Below are 21,038 nucleotides of genomic sequence, written 5' to 3' on the forward strand. Positions count from 1 at the left end.
AACCTCAAAAATTATCCCTCTATTACTTTTAAAAAATCATCAAACAGATATTCTGAATCAGCTGGTCCTGGCCATGCTTCTGGGTGATACTGTACACATAAAATTCTATGCTCTTCACTTCTCATTCCTTCGATAGAGTTATCATTTAAATTTATATGTGTTACTTTCATTGATTCAGGTACTTTATCTACAACATAACCATGATTTTGTGATGTTATAAATATTCTATTTTTTTCTAAATCTTTAACTGGATGATTACATCCTCTATGTCCATACTTTAACTTTGTTGTTGTTCCACCTAGCGCCCAAGCTAATAACTGATGTCCTAAACATATTCCAACAATAGGTAATTTTCCAACTAATTTTTTTATTTCGTTTATTACTCCTGTTAATTCTGCTGGATCTCCTGGTCCATTTGATAAAAACACTGCATCTAAATCATGTGATAATAACTCTTCTGCAGTTACATTCCAAGGAAATACAATTTGATGAACTCCTCTTTTTTCAAACGATCTCAATATATTTCTCTTAACACCGAAATCTATTACTCCTATTCTTTTTCCAGGTCCAGGAATCTCATAAATCTCTTTTGTACTAACTTTTTCTACAGCGTCACTATTATTAAATTTTGCAAAATGCTCGTCTATCTCTTTTTGAGTTAAATCTTTTGAAGTTATTAGAGCTTTCATTGCTCCTTGTTCTCTTATTATTTTAGTTAAATGTCTTGTATCTACACCTTTAAATCCAACTACATTATATTGTCTTAAAAATCCATCTAATGTCATTTCACATCTAAAGTTATTTGGAAGCTTTGCGTCCTCTTTAATTATAAATCCTTTTAACTTTATTCCGCTAGATTCCATATCCTCTAAGTTTATTCCATAGTTTCCAACCATTGGATAAGTCATAACAACAATTTGACCATAATATGATGGATCCGTAAGTAACTCTTGGTACCCTGTCATTCCTGTATTAAATACAAGCTCTCCAACGCTTTCACCTAATTCTCCAAAAATTTTTCCATCAAAACTCATTCCGTTTTCAAGAATTAACTTCCCCTTCATCTAAACCTCCTAAATTTTTTGCATAAAAAAAGGAATATGAAAATCATATTCCTTATCTATATAAATATTAAAATTAAAAACTAATAAATTTAAAAACATAAATAAATTATTAATAAATGAAATAAATAAATTTAAAAACGACAAATAGTTTTTCTTTTTTTTCTTAATTTTTGTGCCATTTTTAAAAACCATATTCCATCCTCCTTTTTTTTGCTCTGAGAAAGAGTATATACTAATTTTAAAAAGTTGTCAATTTTTATTTTTTTACTCTTGATATATTATGGTTTACGTTGTAATATTACTACTGAAAAATCATACACATAAAACGGGAGGTTTTTTATGGATTATAAAATTATTACAAATAACAATAAAGTTTTTAATTTTTTTAAAGAAACAGATAATGTAATTTATTTAGAGAACCACAATATTGAAGGAGTTTTAACTTTCATAGAAAAAAAATGTTTAGAGGGACACAGACTTTTAAGTGATCCAATCTTATATAATTTAGAAAATCAAGATAATCCTTTTAAATCTATTTTAATAACTGATAAACAAATTGAAGATAATTCTCACTCGATAAAAATAATTATTGGAGTTCTAGATATTATAAAAAAGGTTAACTTTACTCCTAAAGAGTCACAAAATGATATTTCTTTAGAAGAGTTTAGATTTGTAGATTTAAATTTAATTAGAGATAGTATTTCTAAAATTAATTTATTATAAAATGATTTTTGGATAGGTAAAAACCCTGTCCATTTTTTATTTTTTTATATAATTTTATATTTTATTATTGTATAATAAAGTAAAACATATTTGGAGGAAAAATACTATGGAGCTAATTATTTTAACTGGACTTAGCGGCTCGGGAAAATCTACTGGTTTAAAAACTTTAGAAGATTTAGGGTTTTTCACTATGGACAATATTCCCTTTAGATTTGCTGGAGCTATTTTAAAAGATTTAAAAAACTCCAATAAAGATAACAGTGTGAAAAGAATCGCTTTAGGTCTTGATATTAGAACAATTATCAATGAAAATGATTTTAATACCTTTTTTAATGAAATTGATAATTTGAACGTCGATTATAAAATTATTTTTTTAGAAGCTTCTACTCAATCAATTTTAAATAGATATAATTTAACTCGTAGAAAACATCCCCTTACAAAAGATACTTTACTCCAAAGTATTGAAGATGAAATATTCTTAATGGAGGATATAAAAGATAAAGCCAACTTAATAATTGATACTAGTTTTTTAAGTGCTAAAGAACTTTCTAGAAAGATCGAAATTGCTGTAGCTTCATTTTCTAAAAGCATTCTTTTGAATATCCATCTACAATCTTTTGGATTTAAACATGGGATTCCAATTGATGCTGATATGATTTTTGATGTTAGAACACTACCTAATCCTTACTATTTAGAAGACCTTAGAGAAAAAACTGGATTAAATGATGATGTTTTTAATTATGTTATGAGTTTTGATACATCTAAAATTCTTTATGAAAAAATTTTAGATTTAATAGTTTTTTTAATCCCAGGATATATAAAAGATGAAAAAAGACACCTAACAATAGGAATAGGATGTAGCGGAGGAAAACATCGCTCTGTTTCATTTGTTAGAAAACTTGAACAAGATTTAAAAAATATCAACGAAGTGAATATTTATTCTATACATAGAGAAAATGAGAGAGGAAATTGGTAAGTTTATGATAACTATTTTTAATAAAGATATTCCTGAAAATCCAGGGGTTTATTTAATGAAATATAATTCTAAAATTATTTATGTAGGAAAAGCTAAAAATCTTTCAAAAAGAATCTCTTCCTATTTCAATAGAGAACACTCAAATGAAAAGACAAAAGAACTTGTTAAACACATTGATGATCTAGATTTCATTATTTGTAATACAGAGCTTGATGCTCTAATTTTAGAAAACAATCTTATAAAAAAATATTCACCAAAATACAATATTAATTTAAAAGATGAAAAAACTTATCCTTATCTTTTAGTAACTAATGAATATTTTCCTAAACTCTCTATAATTAGAACAACAAAAAAACTTAACCTTAGCTTAGGTGAATATTTTGGTCCTTATCCTTACGGTGTTTGGAATCTAAAAAAAGTACTCACTAAACTTTATCAAATTAGAGATTGTAATAGAGATATGACTAAGCTCTATTCTAGACCTTGTTTAAAATTTCATATGAAACTTTGTAGTGGTCCATGTATAGATAAATCTATTTTAGCTCAATATCAAGATAATGTTAAAGATATTAAAGAAATTTTAAAAGGTAATACAAAACAAATTTTACAAAAACTACAAAATAATATGTTACTTGCTGCAGAAAATTTAGAGTTTGAAAAAGCTATTTTTCTTAGGGAACAAAAAAAAGAAATTGAAAATAATGTACAAAGTCAAATAAGTGATGCTACTAATTCTATTGATGAAGATATCTTTCTATTTAAACTAGAAGATGATAAAATTTTTTTATGCATTCTAAATATTAGAGATGGAAAAATTTTAGGAAAAAACTTTCATAACATAAACTTAGAGAATAAGTTTTATGATGATATTTTAGAAGATATTTTAGTAACTTACTACTCAAAATACCCTATACCTAAAAATATTATTTTTCAAGAAAGTATAATAAGTGAGCAAAAAAAAATAGAAGATATTTTCTTAGGTGTTTTTAATAAAAAACTTTCTTTTTTCTTCCCTAAGGTAAAATCTAGAAGAAGAGAACTTTTAGAAATGGGGCTTTTAAATTTACAAAAAGATATTGAAAATTTTTATAATAAAAAATCTGTTGTAGAAAAAGGATTAAATGATCTTTATACTAAACTAAATTTAAAAAGATTTCCATTTAAAATTGAATGCTTTGATATCTCAAATATCCAAGGAAAAGATGCTGTTGCTTCAATGAGTGTTACTATTGAAGGAAAAAAAGCAAAAAAACTTTATCGTAAGTTTAAAATTACTTCAAAAGATACCCCAGATGATTTTCAAATGATGAGAGAAGTAATTGAACGAAGATATAGCAAACTTCCTACTAACGAATTTCCAGATGTTATACTAATCGATGGAGGTCTTGGACAAATAAATGCTGTTGGTGAAATTCTAAAAAACCTTGGTAAAGATGGAATTTCTGAACTTTTAAGTATTGCTAAAAAAGAGGAAGAAATTTATAAGTATACTGAGACTTTTCCTTATATGTTCTCTAAAAGTGACGAAGCACTAAAAATTTTACAACGTGTTAGAGATGAAGCTCACAGATTTGGAGTTACGTATCATAGACTTCTTAGAAATAAAAGAGTTATTTCTAGTGAGTTAGACAGTATTCCTGGAGTTGGACCCAAAAGAAAAGAACTTCTTTTAAAAACTTTCGGTTCTGTTAAACAAATAAAAAAAGCTACTTTAAGCGACTTAGAAAAAATTATTCCTAAACAATTAGCCATAAAAATAAAGGAGTTGATTTAATATTATGAAAAAATTTATTTTACTTTTTTCTTTAGTTACCTTTGTTGGATGTTCTCAATTCTCTAGTAGAAAAGACCAAAGTCAAAACATTGTTTTTAATAGTTCTATACCACAAGGAAAATATACTTTTACTTTAGTTTCTTTAGATTATCCTCAATCCTACAATAAAAAGATCGATTTTTATAAAAATTTAAATAAAACTCTTTCTGAATTAACTGTAGTTCAAAAAAATAATCTTAATCTTCTTATTACACAAAATATGTATATTGACTTCACTTCACTTTTAAATACAGGATGGTTTGATAAAGAGATTCTAGGCATGAAAGTAGTTGAAGATCTTAATGAAAATGATATCGATTATTTAAACACTTTAAATGTTTCTACTCCTACAAATGCTGGAGATTTACAACAATTTTTAAATAAACAATATTATTTATTATTAAAACTTACTGATAATGAAAATATGTATAATCCTGAATTTTTATATACAGAATTAGACAAAAGTATTCTTATGGAAAATACTTTACTTGATAGAAAATCATTAATTGATAATATAAAAAGTATACAAAAAAACTTTGTTTACGACTCAAATATTAATATTAAAAATGTTCCTATTTATTTAAACTCAAATTTTTCAAATATAGATAAATTTTCTACTAATCCTATTATCTTTGAAAATTCTAATACGACATCAGGTTTTAAAGCTTTTTCAAAAAGTCTAGTTATATTTATAGGAGATAACAATAAAATTTATTCCAATAAAGATTATGAATTTATATCTACTATTAGCTCTCCTTTATCTTTAGATAATTTAAAAGATATCTCAAGAAATTCCACTGGAGTTTCAAAAATAATAAACTGGAAAAGAAAAGACTGGAAAAAAATAACTAATAATGAAACTTTAGAAAATAAATTCTCTACATGGGAGGATAAATAATTGATTACATATTTTTCGTTTATCATACTTTTCTTCATTTTCTTTTTAATTTTAAAAAAACAAGAAAAAAAGAATTTTGAAGAAACAAGCAAAATATTAAAAAGTTTTGTTAGCAAGCAGTTTTTAAACGATATTTCTGACGATTTAAAAAATGATTATGAAAGAGCAACTACCGCTATTACTAAACAAGATTTAGAACTTGATAATTCTATTGAAGAATTAAGAGAATATAAAAAAGAACTTGAAGTTACTTATGAATCCTTACTTACTAAATCCAAACAATTAGAATATAGTAATCAAGTTCTTGAGCAAAGAGTTGCTAGTCTATCAAATATCAATTCTCTTTCTAGAACTGTTTTGTCTATAATGGAATTAGATAAAATTATTTCAACTATTCTTGATGCTTATTTTGTTTTAACTGGAGCTAAAAGAATATCCCTTTATTTATGGGAAGGAAACAAATTAATCAATAAAAGAATTAAAGGAGAAATACATTTTAGAGGAGAACTTAGCTATCCTGAAGAAGTTTTGTCTCAATTTACAAAAAAAGACTATAAAAAAGTTTATAGTGAAATGTTAAAAGGATTTTCTATTACTCCTGATGAAAAAATTATTGCATCTCCTCTAACTGTAAAAGGAAAAGAATTAGGAGTCATTTTTATAATCGAAGATAAATCTAAACTTATAAAGAGCGATGAAGAAACTATATCAGCTTTAACTATTCAAGTTGCAATAGCTATTAATAATGCTCAAATATATTCTGATCTAGTAGTTAAAGAAAGAATGTCACAAGAGTTAGAAGTAGCATCTAGAATTCAAAAAAGAATTATACCTAAAAAAATAAAAAAGGTTCTTGGTCTTGATGTAGCAACTTTTTTTGAACCTGCAAAAGAAATCGGAGGAGATTATTACGATTACTCTCTTTTAGACGAGAAAACTTTCAGTATTACTATTGCTGACGTAAGTGGTAAGGGAGTTCCTGCGGCTTTTCTTATGGCTTTGGGAAGATCTGTTTTAAAAACTTTAGAACTTCAAGGAGAACAACCTAGATGTAATGTTAGAAAGCTTAATAAATTAATTTATCCTGATATAACAGAAGATATGTTTATTACTATGATGCATAGCAAATACAATTACGATACTAAAACTATTACATACTCCAATGCTGGTCATAACCCACTAGTTGTATATAACAGCGTCACTAAAAAAATTGAAACTCATTCAGTTAAAGGAGTAGCCATAGGATTTCTAGATGACTATAACTATAAACAAGGAGAAGTTCATCTTAATATTGGGGATATTGTCATTTATTATACCGATGGAATAAGTGAAGCTGAAAATAAAAATAAAGAACTTTTTGGTATTGAAAGATTAAAAAATGTTCTTCTTGAAAATAATCATCTTTCTTCTAGGGAAATAAAACAAAAATTATTGTCTGAAATTAATAATTTTCAAAATGGTTGTGAACAAAATGACGACATAACATTTGTTATTATTAAGAGAGATGAATAAAAAAAGTTGACTACTTTAATATAACATAATATAATTTTATAAGGTTATTTTTTATAATTTAATCTTGAAATAAATTTAGGGAGGATTCTAAGTGAATAATTATATCTTAGAAATGCAACACATCAGAAAAACTTTCTTAGATGGAAAAGTTATCGCTAATGACGATATCACTTTAAAAATCTTAAAAGGTGAAAAACACGCTATTGTTGGTGAAAATGGAGCTGGAAAATCAACACTTATGAAAATGTTAAATGGTCTTTATACTCCTACTTCTGGTAAAATATTTTACCATGGGAAGGAAGTAGAAATAGATTCACCTAGTAAAGCCGCTGAATTAGGAATTGGAATGGTTTATCAGCATTTTATGTTAGTTCCTACATTAACTGTTGCTGAAAATATGATTTTAGGGGTTGAACCTAAAAAAGGGACGTCTTTAGACATCAACAAAGCTAGACAAGATGTTATTGAGGTTTCTAAAAAATACGGTTTAGCTATTGATCCAGATGCTTTAATATCTGACTTATCTATTGGTATGCAACAAAGAGTAGAGATTTTAAAAATACTTTTTAAAGGTGCTAATTTACTTGTTTTTGATGAACCCACAGCTGTTTTAACTCCACAAGAAATAAAAGAGCTTTATAAAATCATGGACAATTTAATTGCGGAAGGAAAGACTATTATTTTTATTTCTCATAAACTTCAAGAAGTATTGGATATATCTGACAATATAACTGTTATCAGAAGAGGTAAAGATATTGCTAATTTTCCAACTAAAGAAGCAACCAAAGAAAAGATTGCAAATGCAATGGTTGGAAGAGCTGTTCTTTTTACAACTGAAAGACCTGAAGTTGAAATTGGTGAAGTAGTTTTATCTGTAAAAAATGTCAGTGTTAAAGATCATCTTGGTGTTACAAAAGTTGATCATGCTACATTTGATATTAAAAAAGGAGAAGTTTTAGGTATTGCTGGAGTTGAAGGAAGTGGACAAACTGAACTTGTTGAAGCTCTTACTGGGCTTAAAGATATCTTTTCTGGAGAGATGATTCTTGACAATGTTATTTTAAAGAAAAAAACTCCTAGAAAAATATCTCAATTAGGATTGGCTCATATTCCTGAAGATAGACATAAAAGAGCGGCTGTTTCACAATTTAGTGTTATGGAAAATTTTGCTCTTGGACTTGAAAGAGATGAGTATTCGAAATTTGGTCTATTAAACTTTTTTAAACTAAGAAAAGATGCTGAAATGTTTATGGAAAAATATGATGTTAGACCTAGAAGTGTTGATACTGAATTTGGTAGACTTTCTGGTGGAAATCAACAAAAAATTATTGTTGCAAGAGAACTAGAAAAGAAAAATAATAATCTTATCATTGCAGGTCAACCTACTAGAGGGGTTGATATTGGAGCAATTGAATCAATTCACAAATTAATATTAAATGAAAAAGCAAAAGGAAAAGCTGTTATGGTTGTTTCCTCTGAGCTATCTGAAATTTTAAATCTTTCAGATAAAATTGCAGTTATGTGCGCTGGAAAGATAACGGGAATCCTTTCTAGAGAAGAAGCAAACGAAGAAAAAATTGGAATACTTATGGCGGGTGGTAAACTTGATTAAAAACAAAAAAGTCTTAAATATTCTTGTTCCAATTATAGCAGTATTACTAGCTTTATTAATTGGTGCAGGTATAATTTTATATATGGGAGAAAATCCTGTAAAAGCTTATTATTATTTATTTACAGGAGCCTTTGATGGACTAACTCCTATTGCTAGAACGCTTTTAGAAGCAACACCTCTTATTTTTACTGGGCTTGGAGTTTTAGTTGCATTTAAAGGTGGAATGTTTAATATTGGTGCTCAAGGACAGATGACTATGGCTGGTCTTACTGCTGCAGCTATCGGTGGTTTTGTTGCAAATGCATTTATTAGTAATGTATTTGTTATTTTAATAATTGGTGGTTTTGCTGGTTTTCTTTGGGCTGGAATTGCTGGTTGGCTGAAGGCTAAGCTTGGTGTGCACGAAGTTATATCTACAATAATGCTTAATTATATAGCAGTTAGCTTTGAACAATATTGCTTAAATTATCCTTTAAAAGCTCCAGGATTCAATCCTCAAACTCCTGCAGTTGTTGAAGCTGCAAGATTAGGGAAATTATTGGACGTAAGAGTTCCTTTAAACTATGGATTTATCCTAGCTTTAGTTGCTGTTTTCGTAGTTTGGTTTATTCTTGAAAAAACAGTTCTTGGATATCATATTAAAGCCGTTGGATATAATCCAACAGCTGCTGAAAATAATGGTATAAATGTAAAAAAAATCATTATTTTAACTCTAGGTATTTCTGGATTTCTTGCCGGTTTAGGTGGAGTTGAAAGAGTTCTAGGTGGAGTTGGTCAATATGCTTATAAAACTGGTTTAACTGCTACTTATGGATTTGATGGAATTGCAGTTGCTCTTCTTGGAAAAAACAATCCTATTGGAGCCTTATTAGCTGCTATTTTATTCGCTGCTCTTAGAGTTGGTGGTAGAGCTATGCAATTTAATACAAGTATCCCTAGCCAAATGGTTATTATGATTCAAGCTATTATTATTTTACTAATCGCTGCTGAAAATATGATTAGATCTTGGTTAGAAAAAGGTTCAAAAGGAGGAGCTGAGTAATGGTAAGTATTATTATAAGTTTAATTTTAGCCACAATCAGACAAGCTGCTCCAATTCTTATAACAGCTATTGGTGGAATGTTTTCTGAAGTTTGTGGAGTTGTTAATATCGGTCTTGAAGGAATGATGCTTATTGGGGCCTTTTCTTCAGCTGTTGTATCTTATTATACTGGAAGTTGGGTCCTTGGAATTTTAGCAGGTGCTATATCTGGTGGATTAATTGCCTTAGTTCATGCTATAATAAGTATTAAATATAGAGGTAACCAAACAGTTTCTGGTGTTGCTATAAATCTTTTTGCATCTGGATTCACAATTTTTATGCTAAGAGTTTTATTTGAACAAGCATCTAATAGTCCATCAGCAACAAGAATTCCATTATTGTTTGACTTCTCTTTATTAATTTATATTATTTATGGTTTAGCTATTTGGTCTGGTTATTTTTTATACAAAACAGTTACTGGTCTTAGAATGAGAGCTGTTGGTGAATATCCTTTAGCTGCTGATACTGTTGGTATTAGTGTAGCTAAAGTTAGATACTTTGGTGTTGTTATGTCAGGAGTTTTTGCTGGGCTTGGAGGAACATATTTAGCAATTGGAGCTCTTAGTCAATTTTCAAAAGAGATGTCAGCTGGAAGAGGATTTATAGCTCTTGCTGCTCTTGTGTTTGGAAAATGGAAACCTAAAGGTGTTTTATTTGCTAGTTTGTTATTTGGTTTTGCTGATGCAGCTCAAACAGTTATCCAACAGTACGTAACTTTTATTCCACCACAGTTTATCCAGATGATTCCTTATTTATTAACTCTTCTAGCTCTTGCTGGAGTTGTTGGTAAAGCGGTTGCTCCTAGTGCTTCAGGAAAACCTTATGACAAAAATACAATCTAATTAAAATTTATGGATGGTGACAATGAGTAAAGAAAAATTTTCAAGTGTAGGTGGACAAGCAGTTATAGAGGGCGTTATGATGAGAAATGCTGATCTTTTAGCTACAGCTGTTAGAAAACCCAATGGTGATATAGTTTATAAAAAAACAAAAATATCAAAAAGTAGAAGTAAGCTTTCTACTATCCCTTTTATCAGAGGTGCTATAACTTTATTTGACTCTTTAGTTTTAGGAGTTAAAGAACTTACATTTTCAGCTAATCAAGCTGAAGTAGAAGAAGAGCAACTATCTCAAAAAGAGGCTGTTATGACTACCATTGTTTCTTTAGCTTTGGGAATTGGTCTTTTTATTGTTCTTCCCTCTGTTATTAGTAGTTTTTTATTTAGAGACAATAAAATTCATAGTAATCTTTTAGAAGCTGGGTTGAGACTTTCTTTCTTTGTTTTATATATTTTCTTAATATCTTTTTCAAAAGAGATCCAAAGAGTTTTCCAATATCACGGCGCTGAACATAAATCAATTTATGCTTATGAGCAACACCTTGATCTAACTCCAGAAAATGCAAAGAAATTTACAACACTTCATCCTAGATGTGGTACTAGCTTCTTATTAATTGTTATGTTTATTGCAATTATTGTTTTCACTGGTCTTGACTTTATACTACCTCCCCCAACTAGCTTTGTAACAAAACTTTTTACAAAAGTTATTTTAAGAGTTCTTTTTATGCCTCTAATTGCAGGTATATCATATGAACTTCAAAGATACACTAGTAATCATTTAGATAATTGGTTAGTTAAATTGATTGCTGCTCCAGGCATGGCTCTTCAAAGAATAACAACAAAAGAACCTGATCTTCAGCAGTTAGAGGTAGCTATTGTAGCTATTAAAGTAGTTTTAAACGAACCTGTTGAAAATGCTATAGAGGTTTATTAATAATATATATTAAATATTTAAAAACAGTCTAAATTTTTTATTTAGACTGTTTTTTTGTTTATTTTTCTTGATTTAATTATTCAAGAGTAGTATATTTTAGATATAGATTTTTTATTTATTTGGGAGGTATTATGAACTATAAATTTAATCAAAATAAAAATTGTGAATTTTTTCCATGCCATAAAATGGAGAATACTGAGAACTTTAACTGTTTATTTTGTTATTGTCCACTTTATATGCTAGGAAATGAGTGCGGAGGTAAGTATAAATATACAGCTGGTGGAATTAAAGATTGTTCTGATTGCATTCTTCCTCATATAAAAGATGTTGGTTACGATCATATACAAAAAAAAATGATGGAAGTCATTGAAATTGTTAGAAATGAACATCTTAAAGAGATTGGAGAAGAGGACAAAATAATCAGCTTAAAATAATTTAATTATCTTTTATTAAGAGGTGATATTTATGAATCCTAATAATTTTACAGAAAACTCAATGCTCGCATTAACTGATGCTCAAACTATTGCTCAAACTTATATGCAACAGAGCATTAAACCTGAAATTTTGGCACTGGCTTTAGTTGCTCATAAAGAAGGTTTAATTGTAAGAGTTTTAACAAAAATGGGAGTTAATACAAATTCTTTACAAAACAGTTTAGAAGATCTTTGCAATAAACTTCCAAAAATTCAAGGAGCTACTAATACTTCAATTGGACTAGACTCTAAAACAAATGAAGTTTTAATAGAAGCTCAGAAACTTATGCAGTTGATGGGAGATTCATACATTAGTGTGGAGCATATTTTCCTTTCTTTATTAGACAATACTAGTTTTTTAGCAAAATTAGGTATTGATCGCATTCTATTTGAAAAAACTATTTTAGAAATTAGAGGAAATAAAAAAGTAGATTCTCCTAATCCTGAAGTCAAGTATGAAGTTTTAGAAAAATATGGTCGAGATCTTGTTGAACTAGCTAGACAAGGAAAAATTGATCCTATTATTGGTAGGGATAGTGAAATTAGGAGAACTATACAAATAATTTCTAGAAGAACTAAAAATAATCCCGTTTTAATTGGAGAACCTGGAGTAGGTAAGACTGCTATTGCTGAAGGTTTTGCCCAAAGAATTTTAAATGGTGATGTTCCTGATTCTTTAAAAAATAAAAAAGTTTTCTCTTTAGATATGGGATCGCTAATAGCTGGTGCTAAATTTAGAGGAGAATTTGAAGAACGTTTAAAAGCTGTTTTAAAAGAGGTAGAAGATTCTAATGGTGAAATTATTCTGTTTATAGATGAAATACATACAATTGTTGGAGCTGGAAAATCTGATGGTGCAATGGATGCTGGAAATTTATTAAAACCTATGTTAGCTAGAGGAGAAATTAAAGTTATTGGAGCTACAACCTTAGATGAGTATAGAAAGTATATTGAAAAAGACCCTGCTTTAGAAAGACGTTTCCAAGTAGTTATGGTAAATGAACCAACTGTTGAAGATACAATATCTATCTTAAGAGGTATTAAAGAAAAGTTTGAAGTTTATCACGGTATTAGAATAACAGATGGAGCCATTGTTGAGGCTGCTGTGCTTAGTCACAGATATATTCCTGATAGACAGCTTCCTGATAAAGCTATCGACCTTATAGATGAAGCTGCAGCTATGATTAGAACTGAAATGGATTCTATGCCAGAAGAATTAGATCAATTAACAAGAAAAGTTATGCAATTAGAAATTGAAAAAGAGGCTCTAAAAAAAGAGACTGATCCATATTCTAAAGAAAGACTTGAGATTTTAGAAAAGGAACTTTCTAGTTTAACAGAGCAAAAATCACTTTTAAAAGCACAATGGGAAAATGAAAAACAAGATTTAAATAAAGTTAAAGAGATTAAATCTGAGATTGAAAAAGTTAAACTTGAAATTTTAGAAGCTGAAAGAAAATATGATTTAAATAGATTAGCTGAACTAAAATATGGAAAGTTGGCTACTCTTGAAAAAGAGCTCGTACAAGAACAAGAGCGTCTTGAAGAAGTTCCAGTTAATAAACTTGTTAAGCAAGAAGTTGGAGTCGAAGAAATTTCTGAAGTTATTTCTAAATGGACTGGTATTCCACTTTCTAAACTTATGGAAAGTGAAAAGGAGAAACTTTTAAAATTAGAAGATAACTTAAATGCTAGAGTTATTGGACAAGAAGAAGCTGTTAAAGCTGTATCTGAGACTATTTTAAGAGCTCGTGCTGGACTTAAAGACCCTAACAGACCAATCGGATCTTTCGTATTCTTAGGACCTACTGGTGTTGGTAAAACTTACTTAGCTAAATCATTAGCATACTTTTTATTTGATGATGAAGAAAATGTAATAAGAATAGATATGAGTGAATATATGGATAAGTTCTCGGTTACTAGACTAATTGGTGCCCCTCCAGGATATGTTGGTTATGAAGAAGGAGGACAGTTAACTGAAGCAGTTAGAAGAAAACCATACTCTGTTATTCTTTTTGATGAAATTGAAAAAGCACATCCTGATACATTTAATATTCTTCTTCAAGTTTTAGATGACGGAAGATTAACTGATGGGCAAGGTAAAGTTGTTGACTTTAAAAATACTCTAATCATTATGACATCTAATATTGGAAGTCATTTAATTTTAGAAGATCCTAGTTTAAAAGAAGAAACTAGATTTAATATTAATCAAATGCTTCTTTCTAATTTTAGACCTGAGTTTTTAAATAGAATTGATGAAACTATTATCTTTAGAGGTCTTGGACTTAAAGAAATTAAAAATATTGTTCATCAACTTTTAAAAGCTTTAGAAAATAAATTGAAAGATAGAAAAATTAACTTTAAAATAACTGACAATGCTGCTGAATTTTTAGCTAAAACTGCTTATGATCCTCAATTTGGAGCAAGACCGTTAAGAAGATATATTCAAAAATATATTGAAACTGAAATAGCTAAAATTATCTTAAAAGGTAATGTAAAAGAGAGAGAAACTGTTGAAGTTGATTACAAAGATGATGATATTATCTTTAATATCATTCCTTAGAAAAAATGGGCTAAAGCCCATTTTTTTTATTGACATTTTATAAAAAAAATGTTATTATTATATAGCTTGGCAACGATAGCTACGGAGGTACACCCAGTAACATTTCGAACCTGGAAGTTAAGCCCGTAAACGCCGAAAGTACTTGGGGGGCAGCCCCCTGGGAGGATAGGTAGTTGCCAAGCTTTTTTATTGGCTGATTAAATAAAAAAACTAAAAATATCTTAAAGTAAAAAAGGGACCTTTGGTGTCCCTTTTTTTATCTTCTATGATATCTTGGAATTATTTCTTCCTCTTCATCAAATCTTGGATTTGTTATATTATTTGTTAATTCTTTATAATCTAATTCATATGTTTTATTTTTAGGAATTGAACAATATATCTTATCTCCTGGATTAATTATTTGTCCTTCCTGTATATGTACAGCTCCACTTATAAAGTCCAAAATTCTTTGTGATTTTTCTGAATCTAAATCACATAAATTTATATGAACTATCTTTTCAGATTTTATATGTTCAACACATTTTATACAATCTTCAAATCTAGTGGGTTTTAAAAAAATTATATCAAACTCTGCCATTTATACACCCTCCTTTTTTATAAAATTATACACTATTTATAAATTTTCTACTACTATTTTTATAATTTCCTCAGCTGAAAGTTCTGTTGTAAATCCAGCAGCTTTTATATGACCACCGCCACCAAATATTCCTGCAATTTTATTAACATCAATATTATGTTTACTTCTTAAACTTCCTTTTATTTTTCCATTTTCTTCTTCTCTTAAAAATAATGAAACTTCACTTCCACTATAATTTACTAACTCTTCTACAATCCCTTCAGTATCATCTTTTATTGCATTTAAACTTTTTAAAACCTCATATGAAAGATAAAAATACATCAACTTTTTCTCTTCTACAAAAACCATTTCGCTTAAAGCCTTTCCTAAAACTTTCATTCTTTCAAAAGATTTTGTCTTAAAAAAATCATTTACAATTTTATTATTATTTACACCTATTTTCATTAATTCAGAAGCTACTAAAAAAGTTTTATCTGTTACATTACTATGTGCAAAGTTTCCAGTATCATTAACTAGTCCTAAATAAATCGCTTCACCCATTTCTAAAGATATTTTTATATCTAAATCCTTTAAAATAGAATACATTATTTCAGATGTTGAAGATATATCTTTTACTATATTTATGTCTCCATATTTTGGGTTACTTATATGATGATCTATATTTATTTTAAATATATCTCCTATTAATTTTATAACCTTTCCTACTCTATCTATTGTAGCTGAATCAACAAATATTGATAAATCATAATTTGAATTTCTTACATCTTCTATTTTTTTTATTTTTTCACTACCCTTTAGAAAAGCTATATTTTTTGGAATATCATCTTGTAAGACAAAATCAATTCTTTTATTTGGATATTGTTTTTCTAATCCTAATAAAAGTGCTAATCCAGAACCTACAGTATCTCCATCAGGATTTACATGTCCTACAATAATTATATTATTGCTTTGCTCTATTTTTTCCTTTATTTCTTTCATTATTTTTCCTTTCTACTTTTAGTGCTTTCAATATCAAAAGTATAGCCTCTTCCTAATACTTCATGAACATCTGAAACAACTACAAAAGCTTCTTTATCAGCTTCAGTTATAAGATCCTTTAATAAATAAATCTCTCTATTTCTAAGAACGGTTGTTACAACATCTCTTCTATTTTTTGAATATAGTGCCTCTGCCTGATAATAATTCCCTGTTTTTCCTAAATCTTCTACAATTATTTTTCTAATTTTTTCGATTTCAGAAGTTATAATATATACCATTTTTGCATTTCCTAAACCGTTTATTAATTTGTTTATTACAATTCCTGTTGCATATAGATTTATTAACGCATATAATGCTTTTTCTGCACCAAAAATATATGCGGCTAATAAAACTACCGTAGAGTCTATTATTATTAAAGCTTGACCTATTGGAATCTTAAAAAATTTATTTATTATTCCTGAAACTATATCACTACCGCCTGTTGTTCCACCATTTTTTATTACTGTTCCTATTCCTATTCCCATTAATAATCCACCATAAAGTGTGCCTAAAAAAATATTACTTGGGTTTGTAAAATCTATTATTTTATCAATTTCTGGTATTACTTTCTTTATTAATTCCACATTTAATGATAAAAAAGATATTCCTGCTAAAGTTTTAGCTCCATATGATCGCCCAAAAATTTTTACTCCTATTATAAATAGTGGAATATTTATTACAAATATCAATGTTCCTACAGGTATTCCTGTCATATAGTTTATTAAGATTGAAAGACCTGTCGCACCACCTGGAGCTAAATTAGATGGAACTAAAAAAGCATTGATTGCTATTGAAGCAATTAAAGTTCCAATATAAATATATATATACTCTCCTAAAATCTTAATTTTTTTTCTTTTCAATTTAAATCCCCCGATTCTTAATTATTGTAATTTTTATTTTTTAATTCTCTTAAATAAACCTCTTCTGAATTATACCCCATTCTTTTAGCCATTAAGTTCATAACTGCTATTTCAACCATAGCTGCGGCATTTCTTCCTGAAGATATATATAGTTTTATTTTAGGAATCTCATTTCCTAATAAAACTTCTGTGGATTCTTGATAATCCATAGCAGTTAGATAATCTTCACTTTTCAACTCTTGAAGCTCAATTATCATATCTAACCTTTTACTTATTCTTACTGCTCCTACACCGTACAAAGCTTTAACATCTATTATTCCTAATCCACGTATTTCCATAAAATAAGGTAATTTTGAAGCTCGACCTGTGATATCTCCTATTACACCTTTTTCAAAACGAACAGAATCATCTGCTATTAGTCTATGACCTCTATGAATAAGCTCTAATGCTGTTTCACTTTTTCCTATACCGCTTTTTCCTGTTAATAAAACACCAAAACCATATAACTCTACAAAAACTCCATGGACTGATGTTGAAGGTGCAAAATAATTCTCTAAATATGCACTAAATGTCGCAACTACATGACTAGGTCTATCTAATTTTGTTTCTAATAATATTATTTTTTTCTCAATAATTCTATTTAAAAAATAATCTGGAATATTTTTTACCCCAGAAATTATTATAGCAGGAAAATCTTCATCTAAATATCTTTCTAAATTTCGTTCTCTATTTTCAATAGGAATGCTCTCTAAGTATTTAAACTCTGTATCCGTAAATAACTGTAAACCTTTATATCCATCTTCTCCATACATATCAAAATATCCTGTTAAAGCTAATGATGGTCTATAAACACCTGTTGTTGTAATATATTTATTATCTAAAAATTCTTCTCCATTTAATACATTTAAATTAAATCTTGTTTTTATATATCTAACTGGCATACTCGTTTTATCGTTCACAATTAGTCCTCGCTTTTTATTTTCTCTATTTTCTTCAATTAATTTTTTAGATTCTCTCCAAAAATATTCTGCTGAGTTTACTCCTGTTTTTTTCAGTCTATAATTTATAGCTGCAGTTTCTATTATAATTGCTAAATTTCTTCCTTTTCTAACTGGTAAAGTCACTTTAGGTATTTTAAACCCTAGGAATTCCTCATAAACCTCATCTAATCCTAAACGATCATAAAATTTTTTCTCATCCCATTTTTCAAGTTCAATTAGTAAAGTAATTTTTTTCTTTTTTCTTGTACTTTTTATTCCAAAATGAGTTGTCACATCTATATCATTTCCATCTTTTCCAAAAAGATAAAAATGACTATCTCCGCTTTCTTTATCTGCTGTATTAGATCCTAATATAAATCTATTTGCTATATTTTGAACCTTTAGTCTTGTATCTGTTATAAACTTATGACCTCTTTCTAAAAGCTCTACTGTTGCACCTAATCTAGCATCTTCATAACCTTTTAATAAAATTCCAACACCATATATATCCAATAATATACAATTATCAATTATAATTTCTTCTGCTAGAACTTTTTGTAGATAAAATTTTGCATTTCTTATAAATTCAATAGTTTTATTATTTGATTTCAACACTGGTTTTTTATACTTTTTAGCTATTTCAACAATTTCATCTACTATATAGTTTTCTACAGTCACTATTAATGTTGGAAATGGATAGCTTAAATATTTTTCAAGAATTTCTTTTCTTTTATTTTTTTCTATATGTGAAAGATATCCAACTTCTTTTCTTCCTAAAACGTTTACATTACTATGTAGCTCTTCTCCCTCTGTAAAAAAACCGCTTAATTCATATCCAACTCTATAAACACTTTGAGTTTTAATCTCTCTCTCCATATTTACATCTAAAAGTGGTACAAGTCCTAATACATTAGCTAAATCTTTAACTTTTGGAAATTTTCTTGCTATAATTTTTTCCATTTTAAGCTCCTCTAGTTGCTTTTATAAAACTCTTTATCTCTCTCTTTATAAGTTTTATCAATTTTTTCTAAAAATAAATTTTTTTGATTTTCTCTTTTTAAATATTCATTTTTTAATATATTAATATGCTCATATAAAAAATATCCTATTATAAATGTTACTATAATAGTGAATATTTTAAAAAAAATATTACTTTTCATTAACTAATACTTCCTCTTTAAATTTACTTAATAAATAAAATGATCCACAAAATAATACAGCTTTTGTATTCCCTATGTTAGCTAAATTATATGCTTCATTTATATTTTCTTTATAATCTTTATCTTTTTTATTAGAGTTATTAAAAAGTTCAACAGCACTTTGTCCTCTTTTATTTTCAACTAAAGATGTGAATATTATTTTTCCAACCGTTTTTTCTAAAATTTCTAAAATCTTTTTATAGTCTTTATCTTTTAAAATTGAAACGATTGCTGTAATATCATCTTTTTTAAAACCTAATTTTAAAGTATCACAAAGTGTCTTCATTCCATCCTCATTATGTGCTCCATCTAAAATAATTATCTTATCTTTGGCATGTATAATTTCAAATCTACACTGCCATTTTACTTTTTCTACACCTTTTTTTATTATATCAACTGGAACTTTTAACTCTTTTAAGACTTCCAAAGCACATAAAAAATTTTTATATTGATAATCACCAAATAAAGAAAAATTATATATATCTTCATCTACTTCTACTATAGTTTTATATTTTTTAAAGTCTAAAAAATATCTTCCTTTTTTATATTTTTCGATTATATTTATATAATCTTTAGTTTTCTCCTCAATCCCTTTTAGAAACTCTAAATCAGAGCTCCCAACAATAACTTTGGAATCCTTCTTTATTATCCCTGCTTTTTCACAGGCTATATCATATATAGTTTTTCCTAAAAATTCTGTGTGGTCTAAACTAACATTTGTTATTACACAAATATCTGAATCTATAATATTTGTAGCATCATATCTTCCGCCCATTCCAACTTCTATAACTGCATATTCTACTTTTTTATCTGAAAAATATTTAAACATCATAGCTGTAGTAACTTCAAAAAATGTTGGTGTTATTTTTAACTCTTCTATTATATTTTTTACATAGGAATAGTAATATGCTATTTCCTCATCTGTTATTTCAATTCCGTTCACTGATATTCTTTCATTAAATCTTAAAATATGTGGTGATGTATACTTTCCAACTTTTTTCTCATGCTCTATTAATACTGTTTCTATTGTTGTTGAAGTTGATCCTTTTCCATTAGTTCCTGCCACATGAATTGTTTTATAATTTTTTTGAGGATTATCCATCGCTTTACAAATATCTTCAATATTTTTTAAACCTAGTTTTATTCCATGAAGTGAATAGGAGTATAACTCATCTAATAATTTTTCAATATTCACACAATTCCCCCTTTAATTATTTATATCTCTTTTAACATTCCTTCTATTATTAATTTTGAATTTTGAGCAGCTAATTTAACAAATTCATCAAAGTTCATATTAGCATCATGATTAGCCTTATCAGAAATAGATCTTATTATAACAAATGGCTTTCCTAAAACATAACAAACATGAGCTACTGCTGCTCCCTCCATCTCGGTACACTCACCTTTAAATGTATCTCTTAACCATTTTATTTTATCATTTGATGCAACAAAAGTATCTCCACTAACAATTGTTCCTACAAAAACTCTCTCTGAACCAAAATTATTTGCCGCAACTCTTTTTGCTAAATTAACTAATGTTTCATCAGCTTTAAAAGTTGAATTCTCCATTCTAGGAATTACTCCATAATCATATCCAAAAGCTGTACAATCAAAATCATGTTCAACCAAATCTGTAGAGATAACGATATCTCCTATATTTATTTCTGGATTTAATCCTCCTGCAACTCCTGTAAATAAAACTTTATCTACTTTAAATTCTTGTATCAACAATGTTGAACAAATTGCTGCATTTACTTTTCCTATTCCGCACTCAACTAATACAACCTCTTTATTAAGTAATGTCCCTTTAAAGAAATTATATCCACCAATTTCTTTTGTTTCCAATAGATTCATTACTTCTTTTAATTGAATTACCTCTTCATTCATTGCACCTATTATACCTAATAACATTTTCTC

General features: G+C 27.9%; 20 protein-coding genes and 1 rRNA gene. 12 read left to right on the forward strand and 9 right to left on the reverse strand.

Annotated elements, in window-relative coordinates; genetic code table 11:
- Window positions 1-11: 11 nt before the first annotated feature.
- Both NON08_RS02930 and NON08_RS02935 read right to left on the reverse strand, forming a co-directional pair.
- Window positions 12-1,064 carry a carbamoyl phosphate synthase small subunit gene (locus NON08_RS02930; RefSeq protein ID WP_023050179.1) on the reverse strand — a complete coding sequence of 351 codons (1,053 nt, stop codon included), beginning with the start codon at window positions 1,062-1,064 and terminating at the stop codon, window positions 12-14.
- Window positions 1,065-1,073: 9 nt separating this feature from the next.
- Window positions 1,074-1,256, reverse strand: coding sequence for a hypothetical protein (locus tag NON08_RS02935; protein ID WP_023050178.1), 183 nt, complete (start codon window positions 1,254-1,256; stop codon window positions 1,074-1,076).
- A gap of 147 nt (window positions 1,257-1,403) precedes the next feature.
- Between NON08_RS02935 and NON08_RS02940 the strand changes: the two genes are divergently transcribed.
- The 12 genes from NON08_RS02940 (at window position 1,404) to rrf (ending at window position 14,670) form a co-directional block, all read left to right on the forward strand.
- Window positions 1,404-1,787 carry a GrdX family protein gene (locus NON08_RS02940; protein WP_256690014.1) on the forward strand — a complete coding sequence of 128 codons (384 nt, stop codon included), beginning with the start codon at window positions 1,404-1,406 and terminating at the stop codon, window positions 1,785-1,787.
- A gap of 106 nt (window positions 1,788-1,893) precedes the next feature.
- The gene (gene rapZ, locus NON08_RS02945) at window positions 1,894-2,763 is read left to right on the forward strand and encodes an RNase adapter RapZ (RefSeq protein ID WP_256690015.1); all 870 of its coding nucleotides are present in this window, start codon (window positions 1,894-1,896) and stop codon (window positions 2,761-2,763) included.
- On the forward strand, window positions 2,744-4,537 hold the full coding sequence (gene uvrC / locus NON08_RS02950) for an excinuclease ABC subunit UvrC (RefSeq protein ID WP_256690016.1): 1,794 nt from the start codon (window positions 2,744-2,746) through the stop codon (window positions 4,535-4,537). The genes rapZ and uvrC overlap by 20 nt, the downstream gene beginning before the upstream one ends.
- A gap of 4 nt (window positions 4,538-4,541) precedes the next feature.
- The gene (locus NON08_RS02955) at window positions 4,542-5,474 is read left to right on the forward strand and encodes a hypothetical protein (RefSeq protein ID WP_256690017.1); all 933 of its coding nucleotides are present in this window, start codon (window positions 4,542-4,544) and stop codon (window positions 5,472-5,474) included.
- The gene (locus NON08_RS02960; RefSeq protein WP_256690018.1) at window positions 5,475-6,986 is read left to right on the forward strand and encodes a PP2C family protein-serine/threonine phosphatase; all 1,512 of its coding nucleotides are present in this window, start codon (window positions 5,475-5,477) and stop codon (window positions 6,984-6,986) included. It abuts the gene before it with no gap.
- A 91-nt stretch (window positions 6,987-7,077) separates the two neighbouring features.
- A complete protein-coding gene (locus tag NON08_RS02965; protein ID WP_413774015.1) occupies window positions 7,078-8,598 on the forward strand; it encodes an ABC transporter ATP-binding protein in 1,521 nt (506 codons plus the stop codon).
- Window positions 8,591-9,640, forward strand: coding sequence for an ABC transporter permease (locus tag NON08_RS02970; RefSeq protein ID WP_256690019.1), 1,050 nt, complete (start codon window positions 8,591-8,593; stop codon window positions 9,638-9,640). The genes NON08_RS02965 and NON08_RS02970 overlap by 8 nt, the downstream gene beginning before the upstream one ends.
- Window positions 9,640-10,521 (forward strand): ABC transporter permease, encoded by an 882-nt coding sequence (locus NON08_RS02975; protein ID WP_023050170.1) that lies wholly within the window; start codon window positions 9,640-9,642, stop codon window positions 10,519-10,521. Before NON08_RS02970 ends, NON08_RS02975 begins: the two co-directional genes overlap by 1 nt.
- Before the next feature lie 22 nt (window positions 10,522-10,543).
- Entirely contained in the window at window positions 10,544-11,452 is a 909-nt protein-coding gene (locus NON08_RS02980; protein WP_256690020.1) for a DUF1385 domain-containing protein, read from the forward strand.
- Window positions 11,453-11,580: 128 nt separating this feature from the next.
- Window positions 11,581-11,886, forward strand: a complete 306-nt coding sequence (locus NON08_RS02985) for a cysteine-rich small domain-containing protein (protein WP_040406662.1) — start codon at window positions 11,581-11,583, stop codon at window positions 11,884-11,886.
- Between the two features lie 31 nt (window positions 11,887-11,917).
- Complete coding sequence (clpB, locus tag NON08_RS02990) at window positions 11,918-14,488, forward strand: ATP-dependent chaperone ClpB (protein WP_256690021.1); 2,571 nt, start codon at window positions 11,918-11,920, stop codon at window positions 14,486-14,488.
- A gap of 65 nt (window positions 14,489-14,553) precedes the next feature.
- Window positions 14,554-14,670, forward strand: a 5S ribosomal RNA gene (gene rrf, locus NON08_RS02995).
- A 74-nt stretch (window positions 14,671-14,744) separates the two neighbouring features.
- On the opposite strand, the gene NON08_RS03000 is transcribed toward rrf, so the two are convergent.
- The 7 genes from NON08_RS03000 to NON08_RS03030 are packed head-to-tail and all read right to left on the reverse strand — an operon-like array spanning window position 14,745 to window position 21,032.
- Window positions 14,745-15,065 carry a cell division protein SepF gene (locus NON08_RS03000; RefSeq protein ID WP_256690022.1) on the reverse strand — a complete coding sequence of 107 codons (321 nt, stop codon included), beginning with the start codon at window positions 15,063-15,065 and terminating at the stop codon, window positions 14,745-14,747.
- A 36-nt stretch (window positions 15,066-15,101) separates the two neighbouring features.
- Window positions 15,102-16,043: a DHH family phosphoesterase gene (locus NON08_RS03005; protein ID WP_256690023.1), complete on the reverse strand. Its 942-nt coding sequence runs from the start codon at window positions 16,041-16,043 to the stop codon at window positions 15,102-15,104.
- Window positions 16,043-16,942, reverse strand: coding sequence for a YitT family protein (locus NON08_RS03010; RefSeq protein WP_256690024.1), 900 nt, complete (start codon window positions 16,940-16,942; stop codon window positions 16,043-16,045). Before NON08_RS03010 ends, NON08_RS03005 begins: the two co-directional genes overlap by 1 nt.
- A 17-nt stretch (window positions 16,943-16,959) precedes the next feature.
- Window positions 16,960-18,882: an HPr(Ser) kinase/phosphatase gene (gene hprK / locus NON08_RS03015; protein WP_256690025.1), complete on the reverse strand. Its 1,923-nt coding sequence runs from the start codon at window positions 18,880-18,882 to the stop codon at window positions 16,960-16,962.
- 11 nt (window positions 18,883-18,893) lie between these two features.
- A complete protein-coding gene (locus tag NON08_RS03020; RefSeq protein ID WP_256690026.1) occupies window positions 18,894-19,082 on the reverse strand; it encodes a hypothetical protein in 189 nt (62 codons plus the stop codon).
- The gene (locus tag NON08_RS03025) at window positions 19,072-20,316 is read right to left on the reverse strand and encodes a bifunctional folylpolyglutamate synthase/dihydrofolate synthase (protein ID WP_256690027.1); all 1,245 of its coding nucleotides are present in this window, start codon (window positions 20,314-20,316) and stop codon (window positions 19,072-19,074) included. Before NON08_RS03025 ends, NON08_RS03020 begins: the two co-directional genes overlap by 11 nt.
- Before the next feature lie 20 nt (window positions 20,317-20,336).
- Window positions 20,337-21,032, reverse strand: coding sequence for a 5'-methylthioadenosine/adenosylhomocysteine nucleosidase (locus NON08_RS03030; protein WP_256690028.1), 696 nt, complete (start codon window positions 21,030-21,032; stop codon window positions 20,337-20,339).
- Window positions 21,033-21,038: the final 6 nt, after the last annotated feature.

The sequence above is a fragment of the Cetobacterium sp. NK01 genome, from assembly GCF_024506395.1.
GTDB lineage: Bacteria > Fusobacteriota > Fusobacteriia > Fusobacteriales > Fusobacteriaceae > Cetobacterium_A > Cetobacterium_A somerae_A.

Coding starts and splice junctions, on each gene's coding strand:
- NON08_RS03000 (WP_256690022.1), bottom strand. CDS start 15,065: ATGGCAGAGTTTGATATAATTTTTTTAAAACCCACTAGATTTGAAGAT.
- NON08_RS03005 (WP_256690023.1), bottom strand. CDS start 16,043: ATGAAAGAAATAAAGGAAAAAATAGAGCAAAGCAATAATATAATTATT.
- NON08_RS02955 (WP_256690017.1), top strand. CDS start 4,542: ATGAAAAAATTTATTTTACTTTTTTCTTTAGTTACCTTTGTTGGATGT.
- uvrC (WP_256690016.1), top strand. CDS start 2,744: ATGAGAGAGGAAATTGGTAAGTTTATGATAACTATTTTTAATAAAGAT.
- NON08_RS02980 (WP_256690020.1), top strand. CDS start 10,544: ATGAGTAAAGAAAAATTTTCAAGTGTAGGTGGACAAGCAGTTATAGAG.
- NON08_RS02975 (WP_023050170.1), top strand. CDS start 9,640: ATGGTAAGTATTATTATAAGTTTAATTTTAGCCACAATCAGACAAGCT.
- NON08_RS03020 (WP_256690026.1), bottom strand. CDS start 19,082: ATGAAAAGTAATATTTTTTTTAAAATATTCACTATTATAGTAACATTT.
- rapZ (WP_256690015.1), top strand. CDS start 1,894: ATGGAGCTAATTATTTTAACTGGACTTAGCGGCTCGGGAAAATCTACT.
- NON08_RS02935 (WP_023050178.1), bottom strand. CDS start 1,256: ATGGTTTTTAAAAATGGCACAAAAATTAAGAAAAAAAAGAAAAACTAT.
- NON08_RS02940 (WP_256690014.1), top strand. CDS start 1,404: ATGGATTATAAAATTATTACAAATAACAATAAAGTTTTTAATTTTTTT.
- hprK (WP_256690025.1), bottom strand. CDS start 18,882: ATGGAAAAAATTATAGCAAGAAAATTTCCAAAAGTTAAAGATTTAGCT.
- NON08_RS03030 (WP_256690028.1), bottom strand. CDS start 21,032: ATGTTATTAGGTATAATAGGTGCAATGAATGAAGAGGTAATTCAATTA.
- clpB (WP_256690021.1), top strand. CDS start 11,918: ATGAATCCTAATAATTTTACAGAAAACTCAATGCTCGCATTAACTGAT.
- NON08_RS02930 (WP_023050179.1), bottom strand. CDS start 1,064: ATGAAGGGGAAGTTAATTCTTGAAAACGGAATGAGTTTTGATGGAAAA.